The following is a 24,944-nucleotide window of genomic DNA, read 5'->3' on the forward strand; positions in this document are numbered from 1 at the left end:
AATGCAAATCCTATTTGTTGCATAGGAATCACATTTTTTGTGAAGTTTTTCATATTATTACTATGCGCAAAAAAGGAAGTTCAAATTCGAACTTCCTTTTCTTTATCGGCAAATATCAAATTTTTTTTGATACAGCCCCTTTTTGCTTATTAAATCTAATAGAAATAATCGATAAATTATGTAAAGATTAAACTTATTATATATTAGTAAAGTCAATAAAATAATAAAGTAAGAATATTAATGTTAAAAAAGGTATTTAAGAGTTATTTTACAAAATAAATACTAAATTACCAAATGACTTTAATAAAAAGAGTGAAAAAAATAATAAAGTATGCTACAATACGAATGAAAAGTTTAATATATAAATATATATTCGTATGGAGGTATGAGATGAGAAACGTTTATGATACACCACTTAACACAAGATATGCATCAAAAGAAATGAGTTATATATTTTCAGATGATATGAAATTTTCTACATGGAGAAAGCTTTGGGTAGCCTTAGCAGAGGGAGAAAAGGAACTTGGGTTAGATATAACTGAAGAGCAGTTAGAAGAATTAAGAGCGAATATAAATAATATAAATTATGATGAGGCAATAAAGAAAGAGAAGGAAGTAAGACATGACGTAATGAGCCATGTTTACGCTTACGGTCTTCAATGTCCTAATGCTAAAGGAATAATACATTTAGGAGCTACAAGCTGTTATGTAGGAGACAATACAGATATTATTATTTTAAGAGATGCTTTAGAGTTAATTAAAAATAAAATAGTTACAGTTTTAGATAGATTAAGTAAATTTGCTATGGAATATAAAGGAATGCCGACATTAGGATTTACTCATTTCCAACCAGCGCAATTAACTACAGTAGGGAAAAGAGCAACTCTTTGGATGCAAGACCTAGTTATGGATATAGAAAATATTGAATTCCTTTTAAGTACTTTAAAATTAAGAGGAGTTAAGGGGACTACAGGTACTCAAGCTAGCTTTATGACTCTTTTTAACGGGGATGAAGAAAAGGTTAAAGCATTAGATAAAATTGTTGCAAAAAAGATGGGATTTGAAAAAAGTTATGGAGTTACAGGTCAAACATATCCAAGAAAGCTTGATTCAATAGTATTAAATACATTATCAGAGGTAGCACAAAGTGCTTATAAATTTAGTAATGATTTAAGATTACTTCAAAGCATGAAGGAAATGGAAGAACCTTTTGAAAAGAATCAAATAGGGTCATCTGCTATGGCATATAAGAGAAATCCTATGAGAAGTGAAAGAATAGGGGCACTTGCTAGATATGTTATAGTAGATTCATTAAATCCAGCAATAACAGCTGCAACTCAATGGTTTGAAAGAACATTAGACGACTCTGCAAATAAGAGAATAGCAGTTGCAGAAGCATTTTTAGCTTTAGATGGTGTATTAAATCTTTACATAAATATTTCAGAAAATATGGTTGTATATGATAAAGTAATAAGAGCTCATGTTGATAATGAACTTCCATTTATGGCTACTGAAAACATAATGATGGAAGCTGTAAAAAGAGGTGGAGACAGACAAGAACTTCACGAAAGAATTAGAATTCATTCAATGGAAGCAGCTAAGAGAGTTAAAGGCGAAGGACTTGATAATGACTTAATTAAGAGAATAATTGCTGATGATTCGTTTAAATTAACTGAAGAAGAAATTTTAAATATAATAGATCCGAAATTATTCACAGGAAGAGCTGAAAGTCAAGTTGTTGAATTTATTGATGAGTATGTAAATCCTATAATAGATAGATATAAAAATGCAGTTGATATAAAGAGTGAAATAACAGTATAATAAATGCTCCCTTAGGGGAGCTTTAATATTGATAGTAATCATGCATATGTTTACGAATTATATAAAAATAAAGCCCGAAAATATTCGTAATAAATATTGAAACTTTTAAACTACTTTGATACTATGGTACAGGGACATAAAATGTCTCTAAATACTTTATATAGAAAATTATGTCTTAAAAGGAGGCAGTTGAAATGTCGACATTTATTGTTTTAGGAGCTCAATGGGGAGATGAAGGTAAAGGGAAGATGACAGATTACTTAGCTGAAGAAGCAGAAGTAGTTGTTAGATTCCAAGGAGGAAATAATGCAGGTCATACTGTAGAAGTTGGTGAAAAACAATATAAACTTCACTTAATACCTTCAGGAATATTACACGATGAAAAGTTAAATGTAATAGGAAATGGTGTAGTTGTAGACCCAATAGCTCTTTTTTCTGAAATAGATTATTTAGAAAGAGAAGGCGTTAAAGTAACTCCAGAAAAATTAATAGTAAGTGATAGAGCACATGTTATAATGCCATACCATAAGACTCTTGATAAATTAAAAGAAAAAGCAAGAGGTAAAAATGACATAGGAACTACAGGAAAAGGGATAGGACCATGTTATACAGATAAATTTGAGAGATGTGGAATAAGAATATGTGACCTTATAGATAAGGAAGTATTTAAAGAAAAATTAGAGAATAACATAAAGCTTAAAAATGATTATATAACTAACATACTTGGAGGAGAACCTCTAAACTTTGATGAAATATACAATGAATATGTAGAGTATGCTGAAAGATTAAAACCTTTCGTTCAAGATACTTCAGTGAGAATATATGATGATATAAAGAAAGATAAAACTGTTCTATTTGAAGGAGCGCAAGGTATGCTTCTTGATATAGATTATGGAACTTATCCATTTGTAACATCATCAAATACAACTGCTGGAGGAGTTGCAAGTGGTGTTGGTATAGGACCAAATATGATTACAAATGCTGTTGGTATAGCTAAAGCATATACTACTAGAGTTGGTAAGGGACCATTCCCAACAGAATTAGAAAATGAAACTGGAGAATGGATAAGAGAAAAAGGTCATGAATATGGAGTAACTACAGGTAGATCTAGAAGATGTGGATGGTTAGACATTGTTATCTTAAAAACGTCTGTAAGAGTAAGTGGATTAACTTCATTAGCTGTTACAAAGATTGATACTTTAGCTGGATTAGATAAAGTTATGATGTGTGTAGGATATAAGTTTAATGATAAAGTAATAGATTATTTCCCTGCTAGCTTAGAAGACTTAGCTAAATGTGAACCTATATATGAAGAATTTGAAGGTTGGGATGAATCAGTAGCGGATGCAAGAAGCTATGAAGAGTTACATCCAAACGCAAGAAAGTATTTAGAGAGAATTGAAGAATTAACTGATACAAGAATATCAATAGTTTCTGTTGGTCCAAGAAGAGATCAAACTATGAGAGTAAAACCATTATAATTTATAAAAATAAAGCTGTTGCGAATTATGCACAGCTTTATTTTTTTTATTCTTTATAAATTATACTTCAATTTAATTATGAACATATTTACCGAAGGTTAAATAATGAAAGGGTAGTAGTTTAGCAGGAGAAATTTATTCAGCTTAAAAACTTCTATATAATGTTTAATTTAAATGATAATTGTAAGAAACACGAATATTAAATGGGAAATAAAATTAATTATGTGGAATATAATACGAATATTAATGTTAAATTTATAAAAAATGTTGACTTATTTTTAAAATAGATGTTATTATTTAAATAACAAGGGATAATATGGAATTGATAAAAATTTAAATAAAATTTTAATATTATTGGAGGATAATTTATGGCTTGCAATAGAATTATATTCGTTGAAAAAAAAGAAGGGTTTGATGTTGAAGGTAAATTGCTTTTAGAAGATTTTAGAGATAATCTTTCTATTAAAACTTTAGATAATGTTAGAGTTTTAAATAAGTACATAATTGGAGAACTTGAAGAACATTATTACAAGATAGCTTTGAAGACTATTTTTGGTGAATTACCAGTAGATAATATTTATGAAGGAAGCTTAGAAATAAAAGAAGGTGATATTGCTTTTGGAGTAGAGTATCTACCAGGTCAATATGATCAAAGAGCTGATTCAGCTTCAGAATGTTTAATGCTTTTAACAAAAGAAAAAAGAGTGGAAGTTAAGTGGAGCAAAATTATAATTCTACAAGGTAATTTATCTATTGAAGATGTAGAAAAAATAAAAGCATATTTTATAAATCCAGTTGATTCAAGAGAAGCAGATATAAATTCATCAGAGCTAACAAATGAATATAAAGAGCCAAAAAATGTAGAAATTCTAAATGGTTTTATTAATAAGAATATAGATGAACTAAAAGAATTTCATAAAGAGATGGGATTAGCCATGAGTATAGGAGATTTAGAAATGATAAGAAAATACTTCTTATCAGAAGGTAGAAATCCTAGTATCACTGAAATAAAAGTTATCGATACTTATTGGTCAGATCACTGTAGACATACTACCTTTTTAACTTCAATAAAAGAAATAGAAATAGAAGATGGAAAATACAATGTTCCAGTTAAAAAATCATATGAAGCATACATGAAATCAAGAGATTTTGTTTATGGAGAAAATACGGATAGAGATATAAACTTAATGGATTTAGCTGTCATATGCATGAAGGAATTAAGAAAAAGAGGACTTACAGAAGATTTAGATATATCAGATGAAATAAATGCATGCTCAATAAATATAAAGGTTGAAACTAATAATGGAGAAGAAGAATATCTTCTAATGTTTAAGAATGAAACACACAATCATCCAACAGAAATAGAACCTTTTGGAGGAGCAGCAACTTGTCTTGGAGGGGCTATTAGAGACCCACTTTCAGGAAGAACTTACGTATATGGAGCTATGAGGGTTACAGGAGCAGCTGATCCGACAGCTAGTATAGAGGAAACTATAAAAGGCAAATTACCTCAAAGAACTATTACCCTTGGAGCTGCAAGTGGGTATAGTTCATATGGTAATCAAATAGGACTTGCAACAGGACAAGTTGATGAAGTTTATCATCCTAATTATGCTGCTAAGAGAATGGAAGTTGGAGCAGTTATTGCAGCAGCACCAAAGGAAAATGTAAGACGTGAAGAGCCACAAAAAGGAGATGTTGTAGTTCTTTTAGGTGGAAAGACTGGTAGAGATGGTATTGGTGGAGCTACAGGATCTTCAAAGGAACATACTGAAGATTCAATAAATGAATGTGGAGCAGAAGTTCAAAAAGGAAATCCTCCAACGGAAAGAAAAATTCAAAGACTTTTCAGAAATAAAGAAGTTACAAGAATGATAAAAAGATGCAATGATTTTGGAGCAGGTGGAGTTTCAGTTGCTATTGGAGAGTTATGCAGAGGTCTTGATATAGATTTAGATAAGGTTCCTAAAAAGTATGAAGGATTAGATGGAACTGAAATAGCTATATCGGAATCTCAAGAAAGAATGGCAGTAGTAATAGAAAAAGAAAATTTAGAAAAGTTTATAAGATTATCTAATGAGGAAAATTTAGAAGCCGTAGTTGTTGCGGAAGTTACAGATACAGAAAGACTAAGAATGTTCTGGAGAGGCAATGCAATAGTAGATATTAAGAGAAGTTTCTTAGATACAAATGGGGAAACTCAAGAAACAAAAGTGAAGGTAACTGCACCAACTGAATATCCATTTGCAGTAGGAGATGTAAATGTAAAAGATAAATGGATAGAAACTCTTAATAGTTTAAATGTATGTGATAAAAAGGGATTAATCGAAAGATTTGATTCGACTATTGGAAGTGGAACAGTTCTAATGCCGTTAGGAGGGAAATATTCAAGAACTCCAGCAGAAGGTATGGTATTTAAAATTCCTGTGCAAAATGGAGAAACTAATTCAGCTTCAATAATGACGTACGGATTTAATCCAGAGCTTGGAGTTTGGAGCCCATTTCATATGGCATACTATGCAGTTATAGAATCAATAACTAAGCTTTCTTGTATTGGCGGAGATTATAGAAAAGCAAGATTAACATTCCAAGAGTATTTTGAAAAGTTAGGAGATAAAAAGGAAAGATGGGGAAAACCATTTTCAGCATTATTAGGTGCATATAAAGCTCAAATGGATTTAGAGATACCTGCTATAGGAGGTAAGGATTCTATGTCTGGAAGCTTTGGAGAAATGGATGTACCACCAACGCTTGTATCTTTTGCTGTTGGAATGATAGATAGTTCAAAAGCTATATCACCAGAATTTAAAAAGGTTGGTTCAAAAGTAATATTAGTCAAATCGGAAAAAGATGAAGATGGAACGTTAAAAACTGAAATGTTTAAAAACAACTTAATTACTTTAAATAAGCTAATAGAAGAGAAGAAAATTCTAAGTGCATATTCACTTAAATTTGGTGGGGTATCAGAAGGTTTAAGTAAGATGGCTTTAGGAAATGGAATTGGGGGTAAGTTCAATTCATTAGATAATGAAGAGTTATTTGGATTTAATTATGGTAGCTTCATTTTAGAAATTGAAGAAAGCATAGATGAAAAAGAACTTTCGACTATGAATTACAAAGTAATAGGTAAAACAATTAATGAAAATTCAATTATTTCTAAAGATATAGATTTAGAAATATCTTTAGATGAAATAAGCAGAGAGTATGAAAGAAAATTAAAAAATGTATTTAAAGCAAAAACAAAAGCTTCAGAAGAAAAAATAGAAGAGGTTTTATATAAAGAAGAAAATAAAGTTTCACCTTTAATAAAGGTTGCAAAACCAAGAGTTGTTATTCCAGTATTCCCAGGAACAAACTGTGAATATGACTGTAGAAGAGCATTCGAAAGAGAAGGTGGGGATGTTAAAGAAGTAGTTTTAAGAAACTACAATAAGGAATCACTTTTAGAATCTTTAGACATATTGAAGCAAGAAATTGATAAATCTCAAATAATAATGCTACCAGGTGGTTTCTCAGCAGGAGATGAACCTGATGGATCAGCTAAATTTATAGTTAATATCTTTAGAAATGAAAAGATAAAAGAATCTGTTATGGAATTATTAAAGAATAGAGATGGATTAATGTTAGGAATTTGTAACGGCTTCCAAGCATTAATAAAGTTAGGGCTTTTACCATACGGTGAAATATGTGACATAGAGGAAGAGATGGCGACATTAACTTTTAATAATATAAATAGACATATGTCATCAATGGTGAGAACTAAAATAGTATCTAAAAAATCACCATGGTTCAATGAAGTTAATTTAGGAGATATTCATTCAGTACCAATATCTCATGGAGAAGGAAGATTTGTTGCTCCAAAGGAACTATTAGAAACACTTATGAAAAATGGACAAATAGCAACTCAATATGTTGATTATGAAGGAAATATTTCAATGGACATGCCTTATAATCCAAATGGGTCGATGCTAGGAATAGAAGGAATAACAAGCCCTGATGGAAGAATATTAGGAAAGATGGCTCACTCCGAAAGAACAGGAAGCAATCTTTATAAGAATATGGAAGGCAATTTTGAGCAAGGGTTATTTAAATCAGGAATCAATTATTTTAAATAATTGATTCTTAAAGTAAGGAGAGTGTATTTCATGAAAGTAGCAATATTTTTTGGAAGTAAATCAGATACTGAAGTAATGAGAGGTGCAGCAACTGCATTAAAGGAATTTGGAGTAGAGTATAAAGCATTTATTCTTTCAGCTCATAGAGTACCTGAGAAGTTAGAAGAAACTTTAAGAGAAATCGAAAAAGAAGGATATGAAGTTATTATTGCAGGAGCTGGACTAGCAGCACATCTTCCAGGTGTAATAGCATCTCAAACTGTATTACCTGTAATAGGAGTTCCTGTCAAAGCGGCGTTAGATGGTATGGATGCTCTTTTATCAATAGTTCAAATGCCAAAATCTATTCCGGTTGCAACTGTAGGAATTAATAATAGTTACAATGCTGGTATGTTAGCAGTTCAAATGCTGTCATTAAAGTATCCAGATATTAAAGAGAAATTAATTGAATTTAGAATAAATATGAAGAAAAAATTTATAGAAGAAAATGGACAAGGAGTGGAATTGTAATGATTAACAAGTATGAAAAATTATATGAAGGTAAAGCAAAACAAATTTTTAGAACTGACAATGAAGAACATGTAATAGTTCATTATAAAGATGATGCTACAGCTTTTAATGGGGAAAAGAAAGCTCAAATACAAAATAAAGGTGTTCTTAACAATCAAATTACATCAATGATTTTTGAAATGTTAAATAAGAATGGAATCAAGACTCATTTTATAGAAAAGTTAAATGATAGAGATCAACTTTGTAAAAGAGTAGAAATAGTGCCACTTGAAGTTATAGTAAGAAATGTTGTTGCTGGAAGCATGGCAAAGAGATTAGGATTAGAAGAAGGGTTTAAATTGAAGACTACTGTTTTTGAATTATCATACAAAGATGATAGTCTAGGTGACCCGTTAATAAATGATTATCATGCAGTCGGTATTGGAGCAACTACTTTTGAGGAGTTAAATAACATTTACGAAATGACTGCTAATATAAATGATTTATTAAAAGAATTCTTTAAAAAGCAAAATATAGATTTAATAGATTTTAAAATTGAGTTTGGTAGATTGCCAAATGGTGAAGTTGTTTTAGCTGATGAAATATCACCGGATACATGTAGATTCTGGGATTCAACAACTGGAGAAAAGTTAGATAAAGATAGATTTAGAAGAGATATGGGTAATGTTGAAGAAGCATACGTAGAAATTTTAAAGAGAATACAAGGGTAAAATAAAGAATTTAAGGGAGATTTAAAAATGATAAATTCATCAATTGATATTATGGATCCTGCAAATGGTAAATTTAAAGACGAATGTGGTGTTTTTGGGATATATGTAAATAAACCAGTTGATGTTGCATCAGTAACTTATTATGGTCTTTATGCACTTCAACATAGAGGACAAGAAAGTGCAGGAATAGCAGTTGCTAATGGAGAAGAAGTAAAAATTCATAAGGGACTTGGTTTGATTACAGAAGCTTTTAATAGTGATAATTTAGATTATCTTAAATCTTTAAATGGGAATATAAGCGTAGGTCATGTTAGATATTCTACAGCTGGAGCTAAAACAGTTGAAAATGCTCAACCGCTTTTAGCAAATACAAAGTTAGGGCCTATAGCTATGGCTCATAATGGAAATTTAGTAAATGCTGATGTTATACGTGAGTTATTAGAGGATGGTGGACATGTTTTTCATACATCAGTTGATTCAGAAGTTTTAGCATCACTTATAGCTAGAGGTTCTAAAAGAGGCATAGAAAGAGCTGTTGTTAATGCAATTTCTGCAGTAAGAGGTTCTTTTGCGATGGTTATTATGACAAAGGATAAACTAATAGGAATAAGAGATCCGCACGGAATAAGACCTCTATGTCTTGGAAAGATTGATGAAGGATATATTCTTTCTTCTGAAAGTTGTGCTTTAGATTCGGTAGGGGCAGAGTTGGTTCGTGATATAGAGCCAGGAGAAATAGTAGTAATCGATAGTGATGGAGTTAAATCTATTAAGTATTCAGAAGGAACTACATGTCAGACTTGTGCTTTTGAGTATATATACTTTGCAAGACCAGATTCAGTTATAGATGAATTAGATGTTTATAATACAAGAGTTAAACAAGGAGAAGTTCTTTATCAAGAACACAAAATAGATGCTGATTTAGTAGTAGCAGTGCCTGACTCAGGAATACCAGCAGCTGTTGGATATTCTAAGGCTTCAGGAATTCCTTATGAGATGGGATTTGTTAAAAATAGATATGTGGGGAGAACGTTTATATCACCATCTCAAGAACTAAGGGAAAGAGCAGTTGCAGTAAAGTTAAATCCTCTTAAAGTTAATGTAAAAGGAAAAAGAGTTATTCTTATAGATGATTCCATAGTAAGAGGTACTACATCAAAGCATTTAATAGATTCTTTAAGAAGGGCAGGAGCAACAGAGGTACATTTTCTTGTAGCTTCACCAATAGTTAAATTTCCTTGTTATTTTGGAATAGATACTCCTTATAGAAGTGAACTTATAGGAGCTAATAAATCAGTAGAAGAAATAAGAGAAACAATAGGTTGTGATTCTTTAGGATACTTAAGTTTAGAGGGAATGTATGAAGGGTTTTACGGAAGAAGAAACTTCTGTGTAGGATGTTTTAATGGAGTTTATCCAGTTTCAGCACCGATGGAAAAATTAAATGAGAATCTTGAGGAGGAAGAAGTGTTATGCTAACTTACAAGGAATCAGGGGTTAATATAGAAGAAGGATATAAGTCTGTAAAGCTTATTCAAAACTATGCAAAAGAAACTATGAGTAAGTATGTTTTAAATGGGTTAGGTTCTTTTGGAGGAATGATTGAAATACCAGAAGGGTACAGAAGACCAGTGTTAGTTTCAGGAACTGATGGAGTAGGAACTAAATTAGATATAGCTTGTAAAAAGAGAAAGTATGACACTGTAGGTATAGATTGTGTCGCTATGTGCGTGAACGATATTTTATGTCATGGAGCAAAACCTTTATATTTCTTAGATTATATAGCATGTGGAAAGCTTGAAGCAGAGGTAGCAGCAGATTTAGTAAAAGGTGTTTCAGAAGGGTGTCTTCAATCTGATTGTGCATTAATCGGTGGAGAAACTGCCGAAATGCCAGGTTTTTATAAAGAAGGGGATTATGATATTGCAGGCTTTGCAGTAGGTGTAGTTGAAAAAGAGCAAATAATAAGTGGGCAAGACATTAAAGAGGGGGACAAGCTTATAGGAATAGCCTCTTCTGGAATTCATTCAAATGGATATTCTCTTGTAAGAAAAGTGTTTACTGATTTAGATAGAGAATTTAATGGTAGACCAATATATGAAACACTTTTAGAACCAACTAAGATATATGTTAAACCGGTTTTAAGTATATTAGATAAATTTAAAGTAAAAGGAATGGCGCATATAACAGGTGGCGGATTTATTGAAAATGTTCCAAGAATGTTTAATGGAAGAGAAAATCTAACTGCGGTTATAGAAAAGGAAAGTTACAAACTTCCTGAGATATTTTTAGAGATGGAAAGATTAGGTGTTAATAGAGAGCATATGTATAACACTTTTAATATGGGAATAGGATTTATCTTATGTGTAGATGAAAAAGATGTTAACGAGATTTTAAGTGAGCTTAAGGAATGTGGAGAAGAGGCTTATGAAATTGGCTATATAACATCTGGAGGTGAGGGTATTTGTTTAAAATAGCAGTACTTGCTTCTGGTGGAGGTTCAAACCTTCAATCAATAATAGATAAAATTAATGATGGATACATAAATGCTTCAATAGATGTTGTTATTGGAAGTAAAGATGGAATATATGCTTTAGAGAGAGCAAAAAAGCATAATATAAAAACTTGTGTTATTAGTAAGAAAGAATTTGGGTGTGAAACATCTAATAGAATTTTAGAAGTAGTAAAAGAGGTTGATTTAATAGTATTAGCTGGATATCTATCAATATTAGAAGGTGAAATATTAAAGGTATTTAAAAATAGAATAATCAATATTCATCCTTCTCTTATCCCAGCCTTTTGCGGAGATAAAATGTATGGCGAGTACGTACATAAAGCTGCTATTGAAAAAGGTGTTAAATATTCAGGATGTACAGTTCATTTTGTAAATGAAGAGGTTGATGGAGGTGCGATAATCTTACAGGATATAGTAAGTGTAACACCTGATGATACCTATGAAACTCTTCAAAAAAAGATTTTAGTAAAAGAGCATTTAAATCTTCCTAAAGCAATTAAGCTTATAAGTGAAGGGAAAATTGAGATAGTAAACAATAAGGTTATTATAAAAGAAGAGGTGTAGTATGAAAAAAAGAGCTTTAATAAGTGTTTTCAATAAAGATGGAGTTTTAGATCTAGCAAGATTTTTAGAAAGTATAGATGTAGAAATTATTTCTACAGGTGGAACATTTAAATACTTAAAAGATAATGGGATAAATGTTGTTGAGGTAAATGAAGTAACAAATTTTCCAGAGATGCTAGACGGAAGAGTTAAGACATTACACCAAATTATACATGCAGGTATATTAGCTATAAGAGATAAAGAAGAGCATATGAATACCTTAAAAGAAAGAGAAATAAACACAATTGATTATGTTGTAGTTAACTTATATCCTTTCTTTGAAAAAGTACGTGAAGATTTAAGCTTCGAGGAAAAGGTTGAATTTATAGATATTGGTGGCCCAACAATGCTTAGATCAGCAGCTAAGAATTTTAGAGATGTTGTTGTTTTAAGTGATAAAGAGGACTATGAGAGAGTTATAGATGAAATAAAGAAAAATGGAGAGGTTTCATTTAAATTAAGAAAGATTTTAGCAGGTAAGGTATTTAACTTAACTAATGCTTATGATGCAGCTATATCTAACTTCTTATTAGAAGGTGAAGAAGAATATCCTGAATATCTTTCTATTTCGTATAAAAAGAAACAAAGCTTAAGATATGGTGAAAATCCACATCAAAGTGCTGCTTATTATTCATCAAATGAGTTTGACGGAGCTATGAATAGCTTTGAAATATTAAATGGAAAAGAGTTATCTTACAATAATATAAAAGACTTAGATATTGCATGGAAAGTATGTAATGAATTTGAGGAAACAGCTTGTTGTGCACTAAAACATAATACACCTTGTGGAGTTGCAATAGGAGAATCTTCATTTGAAGTTTATAAGAAAGCTCATGATGCAGATCCAATATCTATATTTGGTGGAATTGTTGCAGTAAATAGAGAAATAGATGAAGAGACTGCTAGAGAGATGAGTAAAATATTCTTAGAAGTTGTTGCAGCTCCATCATTTACTGAAGGAGCTTTAGAAGTCTTAAAAGCTAAGAAGAATTTAAGAGTAATAAAATGTAATCAAAAGCCAAGTGCTAAAAAGTTTATGGTAACTGTAGATGGTGGAATATTAGTTCAAGAAGAAGATTTAAAATTACAAAATGAATTAAATGTTGTTACAGAAAAGAAGCCAACTGAAAATGAATTAAGAGATATGGAATTTGGAATGAAGGTTGTTAAATATGTAAAATCTAATGCTATTGTTGCTATTAAAGATGGAGTAGCAAGAGGAATTGGTGGAGGACAAGTTAATAGAATTTGGGCAACTACTGAAGCGTTAGAAAGAGGAAAAGGAGCAACTGTATTAGCATCAGATGCATTCTTCCCATTTAGAGATTGTGTAGATGAAGCTGTAAAATATGGTATAAAGGCAATTATTCAACCAGGTGGCTCTATTAGAGATGAAGAATCGATAACTGCATGTAATGAACATGGAATATCAATGGTGTTTACAGGAATTAGACATTTTAAACACTAATTTTATAAAGCTATATGAAACTAATTTTTCATATAGCTTTAATTATAGGGGGATTTTTAAATGAAGATTTTATTAGTTGGTTCTGGTGGAAGAGAAAGTGCTATTGCTTTTAAGATAGCTCAAAATGAAAAGGTATCTAAGATATATGTAGCGCCAGGAAATGGTGGAACAGCTTTATATGAGAAATGTGAAAATTTAAATATAACTGATATAGATGAACTTTTATCTTTTGCAAAAGAGAATAATATAGATTTGACTATTGTTGGGCCTGAAGAACCTTTAACTAAAGGAATAGTAGATAAGTTTAGAAGCGAAGGCTTAAGAATATTTGGACCTGATAAAAAAGGTGCTGAACTTGAAGGAAGTAAAAGTTTTTCAAAAGACTTCATGAAAAAGTATGGAGTTAGTACAGCTGAGTATGAAGTGTTTTATGATGCTGAAGAAGCAAAAGCATACTTAGAAACTTGTAGCTACCCAATAGTTATAAAAGCTGATGGATTAGCTGCTGGAAAAGGTGTAGTTATTTGTGAAGAACTAAATACAGCTTTAGATACTATAGATTTATTTATGGTTCAAGATATGTTTAAAGGAGCAGGTAGGAGGGTAGTTATAGAAGAGTTTTTAGTAGGTATAGAAGCTTCTATATTATCAATAACAGATGGAAAAACGATAATACCATTTTTATCTGCAAAAGATCATAAACAAATATTTGATGGAAATAAGGGACCTAATACAGGTGGAATGGGAGTAGTTTGCCCAAATCCTTACGTAACAGATGGAGTATTAAAAGATTTCTACGAAAACATAATGGATAAAACCTTAATGGGTATTAGAGAAGAAGGAATGGATTTTAAAGGAATAATATTCTTTGGAATAATGATAACTGAAAAAGGCGTTAAACTTTTAGAATATAACGTTAGAATGGGAGACCCTGAAACTCAGTCAGTTCTTACTTTAATGAAGACAGACCTTTTAGATTTAATTGAAAAAGCGTTAGATGAAAAATTAGAAGATTCAGAAGTTGAGTGGGAAGAAGGATATTGTGTTAATGTAGTGCTTTCTTCAAAAGGTTATCCTGATAAAGCTTGCACAGGCTATGAAATAGAAATTGATAATACAGAGTTAAGTAATGTATTTGTAGCTGGAGCAAAATTAGAAGAGGGTAAGTTAATAACTAATGGTGGAAGAGTTTTATCTGTTGTTGGAAAGGGAAGAACTTTAGAAGAGGCAAGAGAGGCTGCTTATAAAATTAGAGAAAAAGTTAATTTTGAAGGAGCCTATTGTAGAAGTGATATTGGAATTGCAAAATAATTATATTTTAAATACTATGTTAAATTTGTATGTTTAGGTGATATAATGAAAAAAATAATAATAAATGCCTAGTTAGGGGGTAATAAAAATGAAAAGTGATATAGATATAGCACAAGAAGCTAAGATGGAGCCAATAATAAAGATTGCAGAATCTATAGGTTTAAATGAAGATGAGATAGATCTTTATGGCAAATATAAATGTAAATTATCTTTAGATATTTTAAACAAAGAAGGAAAAGACGGAAAGTTAGTTTTAGTAACAGCAATAAATCCAACTCCAGCAGGAGAAGGTAAATCAACAGTTACAGTTGGGCTAGGTCAGGCTTTATGTAAATTAGGTAAAAATTCTATAATTGCATTAAGAGAACCTTCTTTAGGACCTGTATTTGGAATAAAAGGTGGAGCAGCTGGAGGTGGATATTCTCAAGTAGTTCCAATGGAAGATATTAATTTACACTTTACAGGTGATATGCATGCTATTACAAGCGCAAACAATTTATTATGCGCAGCTATAGATAATCATATTCATCAAGGAAACTTATTAAGAATAGATACAAGAAAGATTCTATTCAAAAGAGTTATGGATATGAATGATAGAGCATTAAGAAATATAGTAGTTGGAATGGGTGGACCGATTAATGGTTTCTTGAGAGAAGATGGATTCATGATAACTGTTGCATCAGAAATTATGGCGATTCTTTGCTTAGCAACTGACCTAAAAGATTTAAAAGAAAGAATGGGAAATATATTAATTGCATATGATTTAGACAATAATCCTGTCTATGCAAAACAATTAGAAGTTCAAGGTGCTATGGCATTATTAATGAAAGATGCTATAAAGCCTAATTTAGTTCAAACTTTAGAAAATACTCCTGCAATAATACATGGAGGACCTTTTGCTAATATTGCCCATGGATGTAATTCTATAATTGCAACAAAGATGGCATTAAAGCTTTCTGATATAGTGGTAACAGAAGCAGGTTTTGGAGCAGATTTAGGTGCTGAGAAGTTCTTCGATATTAAGTGTAGATATGGTGAATTAGCACCAAGTTGTGTAGTTTTAGTGGCTACAATAAGAGCACTTAAGCATCATGGTGGATGTAAGAAAGATGAATTAAATATTCCAAATGTAGAAGTATTAAAAAATGGATTATCTAATTTACAAAAACAAATTGAAAATATTCAAAAATATAATGTTCCAGTAGTAGTAGCTATAAATAGATTCTTAACAGATAGCAAAGAAGAGGAAGAAGCTATAAAGGAATTCTGTGAAGGGCTAGGAGTTAAAGTTGCACTTTCAGAGGTCTGGGAAAAAGGTGGAGAAGGTGGAATAGAACTAGCTAATGCAGTTATTCAATCTTTAGATGAAAAATCAGAATTCTCTCCTATATATAATAAAGAAGAATCTATAGAATCAAAAATATTAACTATAGCTAAAGAAATTTATGGAGCAACTGGTGTTAACTATACTAATGCTGCTAAAAAGCAAATAGCTAATTTAGAAAGAATAGGTTTGGATAAACTACCAATATGTATGGCGAAAACTCAATATTCATTATCAGATGATCCAACGCTTCTAGGAAGACCAGAAAACTTTACTATAACTGTTAAGGAAATAAGAGTTTCAAATGGAGCTGGATTTATAGTTGCTTTAACTGGAGATATAATGACAATGCCAGGATTACCAAAGGTTCCAGCGGCTAATAAAATGGATATACAAGAAAATGGAAAAATTGTTGGATTGTTCTAAAGTGACAGCGTCTAAATACTTGACAAAAGTTATGTAATTGTTAAAATTAAAGTATTGATTAAATTATTAGGATATAAAGATTAAAGGCAGCTTAAAGGCTGCTTTTAATTATATTAAGGTGGTGCTTGTATGATATTGTTAGTAGATGTGGGAAATACAAACATAGTTATTGGAATATATAATGAAAACGAATATATAGCTAGTTGGAGAATTTCTACAGACACAAAAAAAACTTCTGATGAATATAGTATTCAACTTATGCAGTTATTTGTTCAAAATGATTTAGATCCTAAAAAAGTAAAAGGTATAATCATATCATCAGTTGTACCTAATATAATGCATTCTTTGGAGAATATGGTTAGAAAAAGTTTTGATATAGAACCTATAATTGTTGGACCGGGAATCAAAACTGGAATTAACATAAAGTATGATAATCCTAAGGAAGTAGGAGCAGATAGAATTGTAAATGCTGTAGCGGCAAATGAACTTTATAATAGAGATTCAATAATAATAGATTTTGGTACAGCGACAACTTATTGTGCCCTAACTAAGGAAGGTAATTACTTAGGTGGATGTATATCTCCAGGAATAAAGATAGCTTCAGATGCTTTGTTTGAAAGAGCAGCTAAATTACCAAGAATAGAGCTAGAGGTACCTAAAAATATTATATGTAAAAACACAATAACAAGTATGCAAGCTGGAATTCTTTATGGATATATAGGACAGGTTGAATATATTGTTAAAAATACTAAAGAAGAGATGAAAAGATTAGGGTTAGAAGAACCTTTTGTAATAGCTACTGGAGGTTTGGCAAATACAATTGCTAGACATACAGATGTTATAGATGAAGTTAAAGGTGATTTAACATTAGAGGGGTTAAGAATAATATACGAAAAGAATAAGGAGTAACAAAAGATGAAAATAGGAAACCTTACTTTTAATAATAATGTCTTCTTAGCACCAATGGCAGGAGTTACTGATATTTCCTTTAGAGGATTATGCAAAGAAATGGGATGTGGATTAGTTTATACTGAAATGGTTAGTGCAAAAGCATTATATTATGGAAGTGATAACACTAAAGCATTATTAAGAATAGCGGATGAAGAAAAACCAGTAGCAGCTCAGATTTTTGGAAATGATCCTAAAATAATGGCGGAAGTGGTTGAGAAATATTTTAATCCAAGAGAAGATATTTGTATCTTAGATATAAATATGGGATGTCCTGCGCCCAAAATAACAAAAAATGATGAAGGATCTGCTTTGATGAAAAATCCTAAATTAGCAGCAGAAATAGTAAGTAGTATAAAGAAGGTCTCGAACAAGCCTGTAACTGTAAAGTTTAGAAAAGGCTATGATGAAGAAAATATTAATGCTGTAGAATTTGGTAAGGCTTTAGAGGAAGCAGGTGCTGATGCAATAGCAATTCATGGAAGAACAAAAAAACAAATGTATGAAGGTAAAGCAGATTGGGATATAATAGCTAAGGTGAAGAATTCTGTTTCAATTCCTGTAATAGGAAATGGAGATGTATTTACACCTGAAGATGCATTGAATATGAAAAAAATTACCAATTGTGATGCTATTATGATTGCAAGAGGTAGTATGGGAAATCCATGGATATTTAAGCAGATAGAAGATGTTCTAAATGGTAAAGATGCTTCTATTGTAACTGATGTAGAAAGAATAAATATGTGTATAAGACATTATGAGTTAGCTTTAAAATATGATGGAGAACATAAAGCTGTAAGAGAAATGAGAAAACATGCATCGTGGTATCTTAAAGGATTACCAAATAGTAGTGAGTTAAGAAACACTATTAATTCAATGGATAAGAGTTCTAATGTTATAGAAATATTAAATGAGTATAAAAATGTTTTGAGATAATATAATACTATAGTGTAATTTATATGAAAATACAGAATATTATTAAAGAAAGTACTGCCTTTTATGGTTTGTAATTTTATTGACATATTAAAAGTGCTGCTTTATAATATTTAAAATGATTTCAAGATTATTAACCTATAAATAGGGATTTAATAAAGTAAGATTCGAAGGGGAGAAAGATATGAGTCAAACAAAAAAGTTTATAATGACTTATGAAGGAGTTAAAAAGCTAGAAGAAGAGTTAGAATATCTAAAAACAGTTAAAAGAAAAGAAATAACTGAAAAGATCAAGGTAGCTTTAGGGTATGGGGACTTAAGTGAAAACTCAGAATATGATGAAGCAAAGAACGACCAAGCATTTACAGAAGGAAGAATTCTTCAATTAGAAAATATGTTAAAAAATGCACAAGTTGTAGATGAAAGTGAAATCCCAAGCGATACAGTTTCAGTAGGATCAGTAGTTAAGCTTATGGATTATGACTTTGATGAGGAAGTTGAATACACAATAGTAGGATCAGCAGAAGCAGATCCAATGAACTTTAAAATCTCAAATGAATCACCAGTAGGAGAAGCATTACTAGGTAAAAAAGTTGGGGATGTTGTAGAAGTTACTGTTCCAGAAGGAGTAAGTAAGTTCGAAGTTCTAGGAATTAGAAGAGCTTAATTGGAGGTATAATTAATGTCAACTGAAGAAATGAATATACAAGAGCTAGAATCTCAGTTCAGTGAGCAAGAAGCTTTAAGAAGAGAAAAGTTAGCAAAGTTACAAGCTGAAGGAAAGGATCCTTTTGATGTATACAAAGTAAATAGAACTCACTCTTCAAAAGAAGTAAAAGATAACTTTGATACTTTAGAAGGTAAAGAAGTAACAGTAGCAGGAAGAATTATGTCAAAGAGAGGACAAGGAAAAGTTGTTTTCTCAGATATCCATGACAGAGACGGAAAAATTCAATTATTCATAAAGATTGATGAAGTTGGAGAAGAAGCTTTAAAGCAATATAAGACAAATGACATAGGTGACTGGGTTGCTTGTACTGGGGAAGTTTTTAAAACTAAAACAGGTGAAGTATCAGTTAAGGCTAAAGAAATAGAGTTAATTTGTAAATCTTTAAAACCACTTCCTGAAAAATGGCACGGTTTAAAAGATCCAGATTTAAGATATAGACAAAGAGAAGTAGATATAATAACTAATCCAGAAGTTAAAGAAACTATAATTAAGAGAACTCAAATTATTAAAGGGATAAGAGAATTCTTAGATAATAGAGGATTCTTAGAAGTTGAAACACCAATATTAGGTGCTATAGCTGGTGGAGCTGCTGCAAGACCATTTATAACTCATCATAATACATTAGATATAGATATGTATTTAAGAATAGCAACAGAATTATACTTAAAGAGATTAATTGTTGCTGGTCTTGAAAAAGTATATGATATGGGTAAAAACTTCAGAAATGAAGGTATGTCAGTAAGACATAACCCAGAATTCACTATGATAGAGCTATATGAAGCTTATGCTGATTATAACGATATGATGGAAATAACTGAAAATATGATTGAATATGTTTGTAAAAAGGTAAATGGAACAACTAAGGTTACTTACCAAGGTACTGAAATTGACTTTAAAGCACCATGGAGAAGAATAACTATGGTTGATGCTGTTAAGGAATATGCTGGAATAGACTTCAATGAAATTAAAACAAATGAAGAAGCTCAAGCTATTGCTAAAGAAAAGCATTTAGAATTCCCAAAACCATTAAATACTGTAACTAAAGGTGAAGTATTAAATATGTTATATGAAGAATTCTGTGAACAGCATATGATCCAACCAACATTCATTATAGATTATCCAGTAGAAATTTCACCTCTTACAAAGAAAAAGAGAGGAAATGAAATGTTCACTGAAAGATTTGAAGGATTCGTGTTTGGTAGAGAATTATGTAATGCATATTCTGAATTAAATGATCCTATAGTTCAAAGAGAAAGATTTGCTCAACAAGCTAAAGAAAGAGAACTTGGGGATGATGAAGCTTACATGATCGATGAAGAATTCATGAGCGCATTAGAAACAGGTATGCCACCAACAGGTGGTCTTGGAATAGGAATAGATAGATTAGTAATGTTCTTAACTGATTCAGCGTCAATAAGAGATGTTATACTATTCCCAACAATGAAACCATTAAACTAGTAAAAAACCGCCGAAAGGCGGTTTTGCTTTGTTAAGAATTAAAATTTAATAATTAATATTGAAATAATAGTAGAGTTTTAAGTGAGATAAATAGCTAAAAAATAAATAAAATAAAAATTTATAAAAAAATGAACAAAAGGGGTTGCATTTTATATAAAAGTTGATATAATAGATTATGCAATGACGTTCCGCGATAGCTCAATGGTGGAGCACTCGGCTGTTAACCGATAGGTTGGAGGTTCGAGCCCTCTTCGCGGAGCCATTTTAAAACTTCATTGCAAAAGTTTAAAGGAAACTCACTCAACAGAGTTGAGGAGTACAAGATTCTAACTAAATCGGAGATTTAGAGAATCATAGCATTCCGCGATAGCTCAATGGTGGAGCACTCGGCTGTTAACCGATAGGCTGGAGGTTCGAGTCCTCTTCGCGGAGCCATTTTAAACTTAATAAAAAGAAGGTAACTTACTCAACTAGCGTTGATAAGTACAAGGTTATTAACTAAATCGAAGATTTGGATAACCATAGCATTCCGCGATAGCTCAATGGTGGAGCACTCGGCTGTTAACCGATAGGCTGGAGGTTCGAGTCCTCTTCGCGGAGCCATTTTTATTTTAGAAGAGTTTTGTAAGAACAGATTAGTCTGATTTTACAAAACTCTTTTTCTTTATTCAAAATAATTTTTAAAACATAATAATTTATGTAATGACGTATAATGCTAATTTGCTTGACATATACATGTGTTTTGGTAAAATTAATATATAATTTAATAAACGCTGTGAAAAAGAGGAGTAGTTTTAATATTTCTTTAAGAGAGATGATGGTTGGTGTAAATCATTAGGAATGTAAAATGAATGGAGCTTTGGAGTGTATTATTTTAAAGATGGGCTTAAGCCAAGAAGGGTGGAACCGCGGAATAGTTATTTCGTCCCTTTGTGGTTTTAGGGCTTTTTTTATTATAAAAAATTATTTAATGATTAATAATGAATAATTAACTGGTCAAAAAATTAATCTTTACTATTCAATATTAATTATTAACTATCAATTAAATTTAGGAGGAATCATATATGGCAGTAGAAAAAACTATGGAAAAAATAGTTGCTTTATGTAAGAGTAGAGGATTTGTATTCCCTGGATCAGAAATATACGGTGGATTAGCGAATTCATGGGATTACGGCCCATTAGGAGTAGAATTTAAAAATAATGTTAAAAAAGCTTGGTGGAAGAAGTTCGTACAAGAAAGCCCATATAATGTTGGTGTTGATTGTGCAATATTAATGAATCCAGAAGTTTGGGTTGCATCAGGACACGTTGGCGGATTCTCAGATCCACTTATGGACTGTAAAGAATGTAAATCAAGATTTAGAGCTGATAAATTAGTTGAAGATCATATGACAGAAAGTGGAGTAGAAGTTGCCTCAGCTGATGGATGGACTAATGAAGAATTAATGGAATATATAACTAAGAACAACATAGTTTGTCCTAAGTGTGGAAAAATGAACTACACTGATATAAGAAAGTTCAACTTAATGTTCAAGACATTCCAAGGGATAACAGAAGATTCAGCTAGCACTGTATACTTAAGACCAGAAACTGCTCAAGGTATATTTGTTAACTTTAAATCAGTTCAAAGAACATCAAGAAAGAAAGTTCCATTTGGTATAGCTCAAATAGGTAAATCTTTCAGAAATGAAATAACTCCAGGTAACTTCACTTTCAGAACAAGAGAATTCGAACAAATGGAATTAGAATTCTTCTGCAAACCAGGAACAGATTTAGAATGGTTTGGATACTGGAAAGATTACTGCTGGAACTTCTTATTAAACTTAGGTGTAAAAGCTGAATGTTTAAGAATGAGAGATCATGGTGAAGAAGAATTATCATTCTACTCAAATGCAACATCTGATATAGAATATTTATTCCCATTTGGTTGGGGAGAACTTTGGGGAATAGCTGATAGAACAGACTATGACTTAAAGAAGCATGCTGAACATTCAGGAACAGATATGACTTATTTAGACCCAACAACTAATGAAAAATATGTTCCATACTGTATAGAACCATCATTAGGAGCAGATAGAGTTGCATTAGCATTCTTAGTAGATGCATATGATGAAGAAGAATTAGAAGGTGGAGATGTTAGAACTGTAATGCACTTACATCCTGCATTAGCTCCATATAAAGCTGCTGTACTTCCATTATCTAAGAAGTTATCAGAAAAAGCTGATGAAGTTTATGATATGCTTTCTAAAAACTTCAATATTGAATATGATGAAACTGGAAGTATAGGTAAGAGATATAGAAGACAAGATGAAATAGGTACTCCATTCTGTATAACAATTGACTTCGAAACAGAAAATGATGGATGTGTAACTATAAGACATAGAGATTCTATGACACAAGAAAGAGTTAAAATTGAAGAATTAAATGACTTTATAGCTAAGAGCTTAGAGTTTTAATGTAATTAGGGCTGTTTGATAAACAAACAGCCCTTTATTTATATATCTGTAGCGAAATTTAGGATTAATAGAATATAATAAGTTATGATGTTATAATAATTTTATATATGGGATAAAATTCAAATATGTAGAGATTTGTATAGGATTATTTTTGCTTTGGAGGATATTATGAAAAGAGATTTTAAAGAATTTAAGGAATTTATTAAAAATAAAAAAGTTGCAGTAGTTGGAATAGGGGTTAGTAATATTCCTTTAATAAACTTTTTATTAAAACTAGGGGCTGAAGTTACAGCTTTTGATAAGAAAACTAAAGAAGATTTAGGTGGGGTTTATGATGACTTTATATCTAAAGGTGTAAAGATGGAGCTAGGAGAACATTATCTTGATAATCTTACTGGATTTGAAGTTGTTTTTAAGACTCCTTCTATGAGAATAGATTGTGATGCCTTAGTTAAAGTTAAAAATGAAGGCGCTTATGTAACGTCTGAGATGGAAGAGTTCGTTAGATACTGTAAAGGTAAAGTATATGCAATTACAGGTTCTGATGGGAAGACTACAACTACAAGTATAGTAGCGAAGCTCTTAGAAGCTGAAGGATATAAAACTTGGGTGGGTGGTAATATAGGTACACCTCTATTTGCTAATATTGAAGAAATTGAAGACGAGCATAGGGTTGTCTTAGAGTTATCTAGTTTCCAACTTATGACTATGAACTTACCAGTAGATGTTGCCATAGTAACAAATCTTACACCTAATCATTTAGACATGCATAAAGGAATGCAAGAATATATAGATTCTAAGAAGAATATTTTCTTATATCAAAATGAATCAGATATATTAGTAGTAAATAGAGAAGATGAGATAACTTATGAATTTGAGAAAGAAGCTAAAGGTCATATTAGAGAGTTCAGTTCTAAGAGAGTATTAGAGCATGGAGCTTATTATAAAGAAGGTGCTTTATATCTAGAAGATAAGAAGGTATGTGAAAAAGAAAATATTATTGTTAAAGGTATGCATAATGTAGAAAATTATTTAGCTGCATTTGCTGCGACTAAAGATGATGTAAAAATTGAAACTATGAAAAATGTAGCTGAGACATTTGGTGGGGTTGAACATAGATGTGAATTTGTAAGAGAGATTGATGGTGTTAAGTATTATAATGATTCAATAGCATCAACCCCTACTAGAACTGTAGCTGGATTACGTGCTTTTGATAAAAAAGTGATTTTAATTGCTGGAGGGTATGATAAGCATATTCCTTTTGAACCATTAGCTGAAGATGGATATCCATATATTAAAGAAGTAGTAATTTTAGGAGCTACTAAATATAAAATAAAAGAAGCTTTTGAAAAACTTAAATTAGAAAAAGGTATAGATGTTCCAACTGTAATGGTTGAATCTTTAGAGGAAGCTGTAGAAGTTTCAAGAAAGATAGCTACTGAAGGGGATATAGTAACTTTATCTCCTGCATGTGCATCCTTTGATATGTTCCCTAATTTTGCAGTAAGAGGAAATAAGTTTAAGGAAATAGTCAACGCTACGAATTAATAGGAAAATGAGTTAAATTTGATAATAGAAAGTGAGCTAGAGTATTTTTATATAATCTAGCTCATTTTTATGAATGAAATCTAAGTAAATATATTAGTTAATATTAAAAATAAACTTCCACATATCCTGGTGTATCAATATATGAATAAATAAGAAAAAAAGAGAAAAAGAGAGTAATATAAAAATAATTAAAATAGATAAAATGCAAACATTGCAAGAAAATGAAGAAAGATGGTAACATAGTAAAAGTCGTCGGCAGTAATTATTAAATAACTGAAGATGATGAGTTGAAAACATTGATTAAAAGTTAAAAAACTTTTTAAAAAATATGTTGACAACAAAAAAGATAAATGTTATCATAAAAAAGCAGTCGGGAATGATTGCTAAATGATCTTTGAAAATTGAACAGAATATAAATTAAGAACCAGCAATTCTTTTGAGAGTTTTTAAAATATTAAAGACTCAAAGTAATTTGAGCAACAGATTAAACTTTTTATTGAGAGTTTGATCCTGGCTCAGGACGAACGCTGGCGGCATGCCTAACACATGCAAGTCGAGCGAGTTGATCCCTTCGGGGTGAAGCTAGC

Annotated in this window: 17 protein-coding genes, 3 tRNA genes, 1 rRNA gene and 1 other annotated feature; all 21 genes read left to right on the forward strand. The window is 31.1% G+C overall.

Translation table 11 applies throughout. The features are described 5' to 3' along the window. Positions 1-390 precede the first annotated feature (390 nt). A complete protein-coding gene (gene purB, locus H8S10_RS14625; protein ID WP_055265027.1) occupies positions 391-1,821 on the forward strand; it encodes an adenylosuccinate lyase in 1,431 nt (476 codons plus the stop codon). A 194-nt stretch (positions 1,822-2,015) separates the two neighbouring features. Then, positions 2,016-3,302 (forward strand): adenylosuccinate synthase, encoded by a 1,287-nt coding sequence (locus H8S10_RS14630; RefSeq protein ID WP_055265025.1) that lies wholly within the window; start codon positions 2,016-2,018, stop codon positions 3,300-3,302. A 368-nt stretch (positions 3,303-3,670) separates the two neighbouring features. Further along, on the forward strand, positions 3,671-7,417 hold the full coding sequence (locus tag H8S10_RS14635; protein ID WP_186839372.1) for a phosphoribosylformylglycinamidine synthase: 3,747 nt from the start codon (positions 3,671-3,673) through the stop codon (positions 7,415-7,417). A gap of 30 nt (positions 7,418-7,447) precedes the next feature. Next, positions 7,448-7,927, forward strand: coding sequence for a 5-(carboxyamino)imidazole ribonucleotide mutase (purE, locus tag H8S10_RS14640; RefSeq protein ID WP_055265021.1), 480 nt, complete (start codon positions 7,448-7,450; stop codon positions 7,925-7,927). Between the two features lie 2 nt (positions 7,928-7,929). Continuing rightward, complete coding sequence (gene purC, locus H8S10_RS14645) at positions 7,930-8,637, forward strand: phosphoribosylaminoimidazolesuccinocarboxamide synthase (RefSeq protein ID WP_186839378.1); 708 nt, start codon at positions 7,930-7,932, stop codon at positions 8,635-8,637. Between the two features lie 27 nt (positions 8,638-8,664). Beyond that, a complete protein-coding gene (gene purF / locus H8S10_RS14650) occupies positions 8,665-10,116 on the forward strand; it encodes an amidophosphoribosyltransferase (protein WP_055265017.1) in 1,452 nt (483 codons plus the stop codon). After that, positions 10,110-11,114: a phosphoribosylformylglycinamidine cyclo-ligase gene (gene purM / locus H8S10_RS14655; protein ID WP_186839373.1), complete on the forward strand. Its 1,005-nt coding sequence runs from the start codon at positions 10,110-10,112 to the stop codon at positions 11,112-11,114. Before purF ends, purM begins: the two co-directional genes overlap by 7 nt. Next, positions 11,102-11,716 carry a phosphoribosylglycinamide formyltransferase gene (purN, locus tag H8S10_RS14660; RefSeq protein WP_186839374.1) on the forward strand — a complete coding sequence of 205 codons (615 nt, stop codon included), beginning with the start codon at positions 11,102-11,104 and terminating at the stop codon, positions 11,714-11,716. Before purM ends, purN begins: the two co-directional genes overlap by 13 nt. A 1-nt stretch (position 11,717) precedes the next feature. Continuing rightward, positions 11,718-13,223 carry a bifunctional phosphoribosylaminoimidazolecarboxamide formyltransferase/IMP cyclohydrolase gene (purH, locus tag H8S10_RS14665; RefSeq protein ID WP_186839375.1) on the forward strand — a complete coding sequence of 502 codons (1,506 nt, stop codon included), beginning with the start codon at positions 11,718-11,720 and terminating at the stop codon, positions 13,221-13,223. A 60-nt stretch (positions 13,224-13,283) separates the two neighbouring features. Beyond that, positions 13,284-14,534, forward strand: coding sequence for a phosphoribosylamine--glycine ligase (purD, locus tag H8S10_RS14670; protein ID WP_055265009.1), 1,251 nt, complete (start codon positions 13,284-13,286; stop codon positions 14,532-14,534). An 88-nt stretch (positions 14,535-14,622) separates the two neighbouring features. After that, the gene (locus tag H8S10_RS14675) at positions 14,623-16,284 is read left to right on the forward strand and encodes a formate--tetrahydrofolate ligase (RefSeq protein ID WP_055265007.1); all 1,662 of its coding nucleotides are present in this window, start codon (positions 14,623-14,625) and stop codon (positions 16,282-16,284) included. Positions 16,285-16,413: 129 nt separating this feature from the next. Further along, the gene (locus tag H8S10_RS14680; protein ID WP_055265005.1) at positions 16,414-17,193 is read left to right on the forward strand and encodes a type III pantothenate kinase; all 780 of its coding nucleotides are present in this window, start codon (positions 16,414-16,416) and stop codon (positions 17,191-17,193) included. 6 nt (positions 17,194-17,199) lie between these two features. After that, the gene (gene dusB, locus H8S10_RS14685) at positions 17,200-18,168 is read left to right on the forward strand and encodes a tRNA dihydrouridine synthase DusB (RefSeq protein ID WP_186839376.1); all 969 of its coding nucleotides are present in this window, start codon (positions 17,200-17,202) and stop codon (positions 18,166-18,168) included. A 181-nt stretch (positions 18,169-18,349) separates the two neighbouring features. Continuing rightward, positions 18,350-18,832: a transcription elongation factor GreA gene (gene greA, locus H8S10_RS14690; protein WP_055265001.1), complete on the forward strand. Its 483-nt coding sequence runs from the start codon at positions 18,350-18,352 to the stop codon at positions 18,830-18,832. 15 nt (positions 18,833-18,847) lie between these two features. Beyond that, positions 18,848-20,353, forward strand: a complete 1,506-nt coding sequence (gene lysS, locus H8S10_RS14695; protein ID WP_055264999.1) for a lysine--tRNA ligase — start codon at positions 18,848-18,850, stop codon at positions 20,351-20,353. A 187-nt stretch (positions 20,354-20,540) separates the two neighbouring features. Further along, positions 20,541-20,615: transfer RNA gene (locus H8S10_RS14700), tRNA-Asn, on the forward strand. A 98-nt stretch (positions 20,616-20,713) separates the two neighbouring features. Then, positions 20,714-20,788 (forward strand) — tRNA-Asn (locus tag H8S10_RS14705). A gap of 93 nt (positions 20,789-20,881) precedes the next feature. Further along, positions 20,882-20,956, forward strand: a tRNA-Asn gene (locus H8S10_RS14710). 163 nt (positions 20,957-21,119) lie between these two features. Beyond that, positions 21,120-21,286: a binding site (T-box leader), on the forward strand. Between the two features lie 131 nt (positions 21,287-21,417). Then, positions 21,418-22,809, forward strand: a complete 1,392-nt coding sequence (locus tag H8S10_RS14715; RefSeq protein WP_055264997.1) for a glycine--tRNA ligase — start codon at positions 21,418-21,420, stop codon at positions 22,807-22,809. A 168-nt stretch (positions 22,810-22,977) separates the two neighbouring features. Next, positions 22,978-24,357 (forward strand): UDP-N-acetylmuramoyl-L-alanine--D-glutamate ligase, encoded by a 1,380-nt coding sequence (gene murD, locus H8S10_RS14720; protein ID WP_186839377.1) that lies wholly within the window; start codon positions 22,978-22,980, stop codon positions 24,355-24,357. A 492-nt stretch (positions 24,358-24,849) separates the two neighbouring features. Next, positions 24,850-24,944: ribosomal RNA gene (locus H8S10_RS14725) — 16S ribosomal RNA — on the forward strand; the annotation flags it as partial.

It is taken from the genome of Clostridium sp. NSJ-49 (genome assembly GCF_014287725.1).
Taxonomy (GTDB): Bacteria; Bacillota; Clostridia; order Clostridiales; family Clostridiaceae; genus Clostridium; species Clostridium disporicum_B.

What these genes read in the sequence shown, in the direction of transcription:
- purB (WP_055265027.1), top strand. Translation starts at nt 391, where the DNA reads ATGAGAAACGTTTATGATACACCACTTAACACAAGATATGCATCAAAA.
- greA (WP_055265001.1), top strand. Translation starts at nt 18,350, where the DNA reads ATGAGTCAAACAAAAAAGTTTATAATGACTTATGAAGGAGTTAAAAAG.
- purF (WP_055265017.1), top strand. Translation starts at nt 8,665, where the DNA reads ATGATAAATTCATCAATTGATATTATGGATCCTGCAAATGGTAAATTT.
- purD (WP_055265009.1), top strand. Translation starts at nt 13,284, where the DNA reads ATGAAGATTTTATTAGTTGGTTCTGGTGGAAGAGAAAGTGCTATTGCT.
- purM (WP_186839373.1), top strand. Translation starts at nt 10,110, where the DNA reads ATGCTAACTTACAAGGAATCAGGGGTTAATATAGAAGAAGGATATAAG.
- murD (WP_186839377.1), top strand. Translation starts at nt 22,978, where the DNA reads ATGAAAAGAGATTTTAAAGAATTTAAGGAATTTATTAAAAATAAAAAA.
- H8S10_RS14630 (WP_055265025.1), top strand. Translation starts at nt 2,016, where the DNA reads ATGTCGACATTTATTGTTTTAGGAGCTCAATGGGGAGATGAAGGTAAA.
- H8S10_RS14675 (WP_055265007.1), top strand. Translation starts at nt 14,623, where the DNA reads ATGAAAAGTGATATAGATATAGCACAAGAAGCTAAGATGGAGCCAATA.
- purH (WP_186839375.1), top strand. Translation starts at nt 11,718, where the DNA reads ATGAAAAAAAGAGCTTTAATAAGTGTTTTCAATAAAGATGGAGTTTTA.
- lysS (WP_055264999.1), top strand. Translation starts at nt 18,848, where the DNA reads ATGTCAACTGAAGAAATGAATATACAAGAGCTAGAATCTCAGTTCAGT.
- H8S10_RS14635 (WP_186839372.1), top strand. Translation starts at nt 3,671, where the DNA reads ATGGCTTGCAATAGAATTATATTCGTTGAAAAAAAAGAAGGGTTTGAT.
- dusB (WP_186839376.1), top strand. Translation starts at nt 17,200, where the DNA reads ATGAAAATAGGAAACCTTACTTTTAATAATAATGTCTTCTTAGCACCA.
- H8S10_RS14680 (WP_055265005.1), top strand. Translation starts at nt 16,414, where the DNA reads ATGATATTGTTAGTAGATGTGGGAAATACAAACATAGTTATTGGAATA.
- purE (WP_055265021.1), top strand. Translation starts at nt 7,448, where the DNA reads ATGAAAGTAGCAATATTTTTTGGAAGTAAATCAGATACTGAAGTAATG.
- H8S10_RS14715 (WP_055264997.1), top strand. Translation starts at nt 21,418, where the DNA reads ATGGCAGTAGAAAAAACTATGGAAAAAATAGTTGCTTTATGTAAGAGT.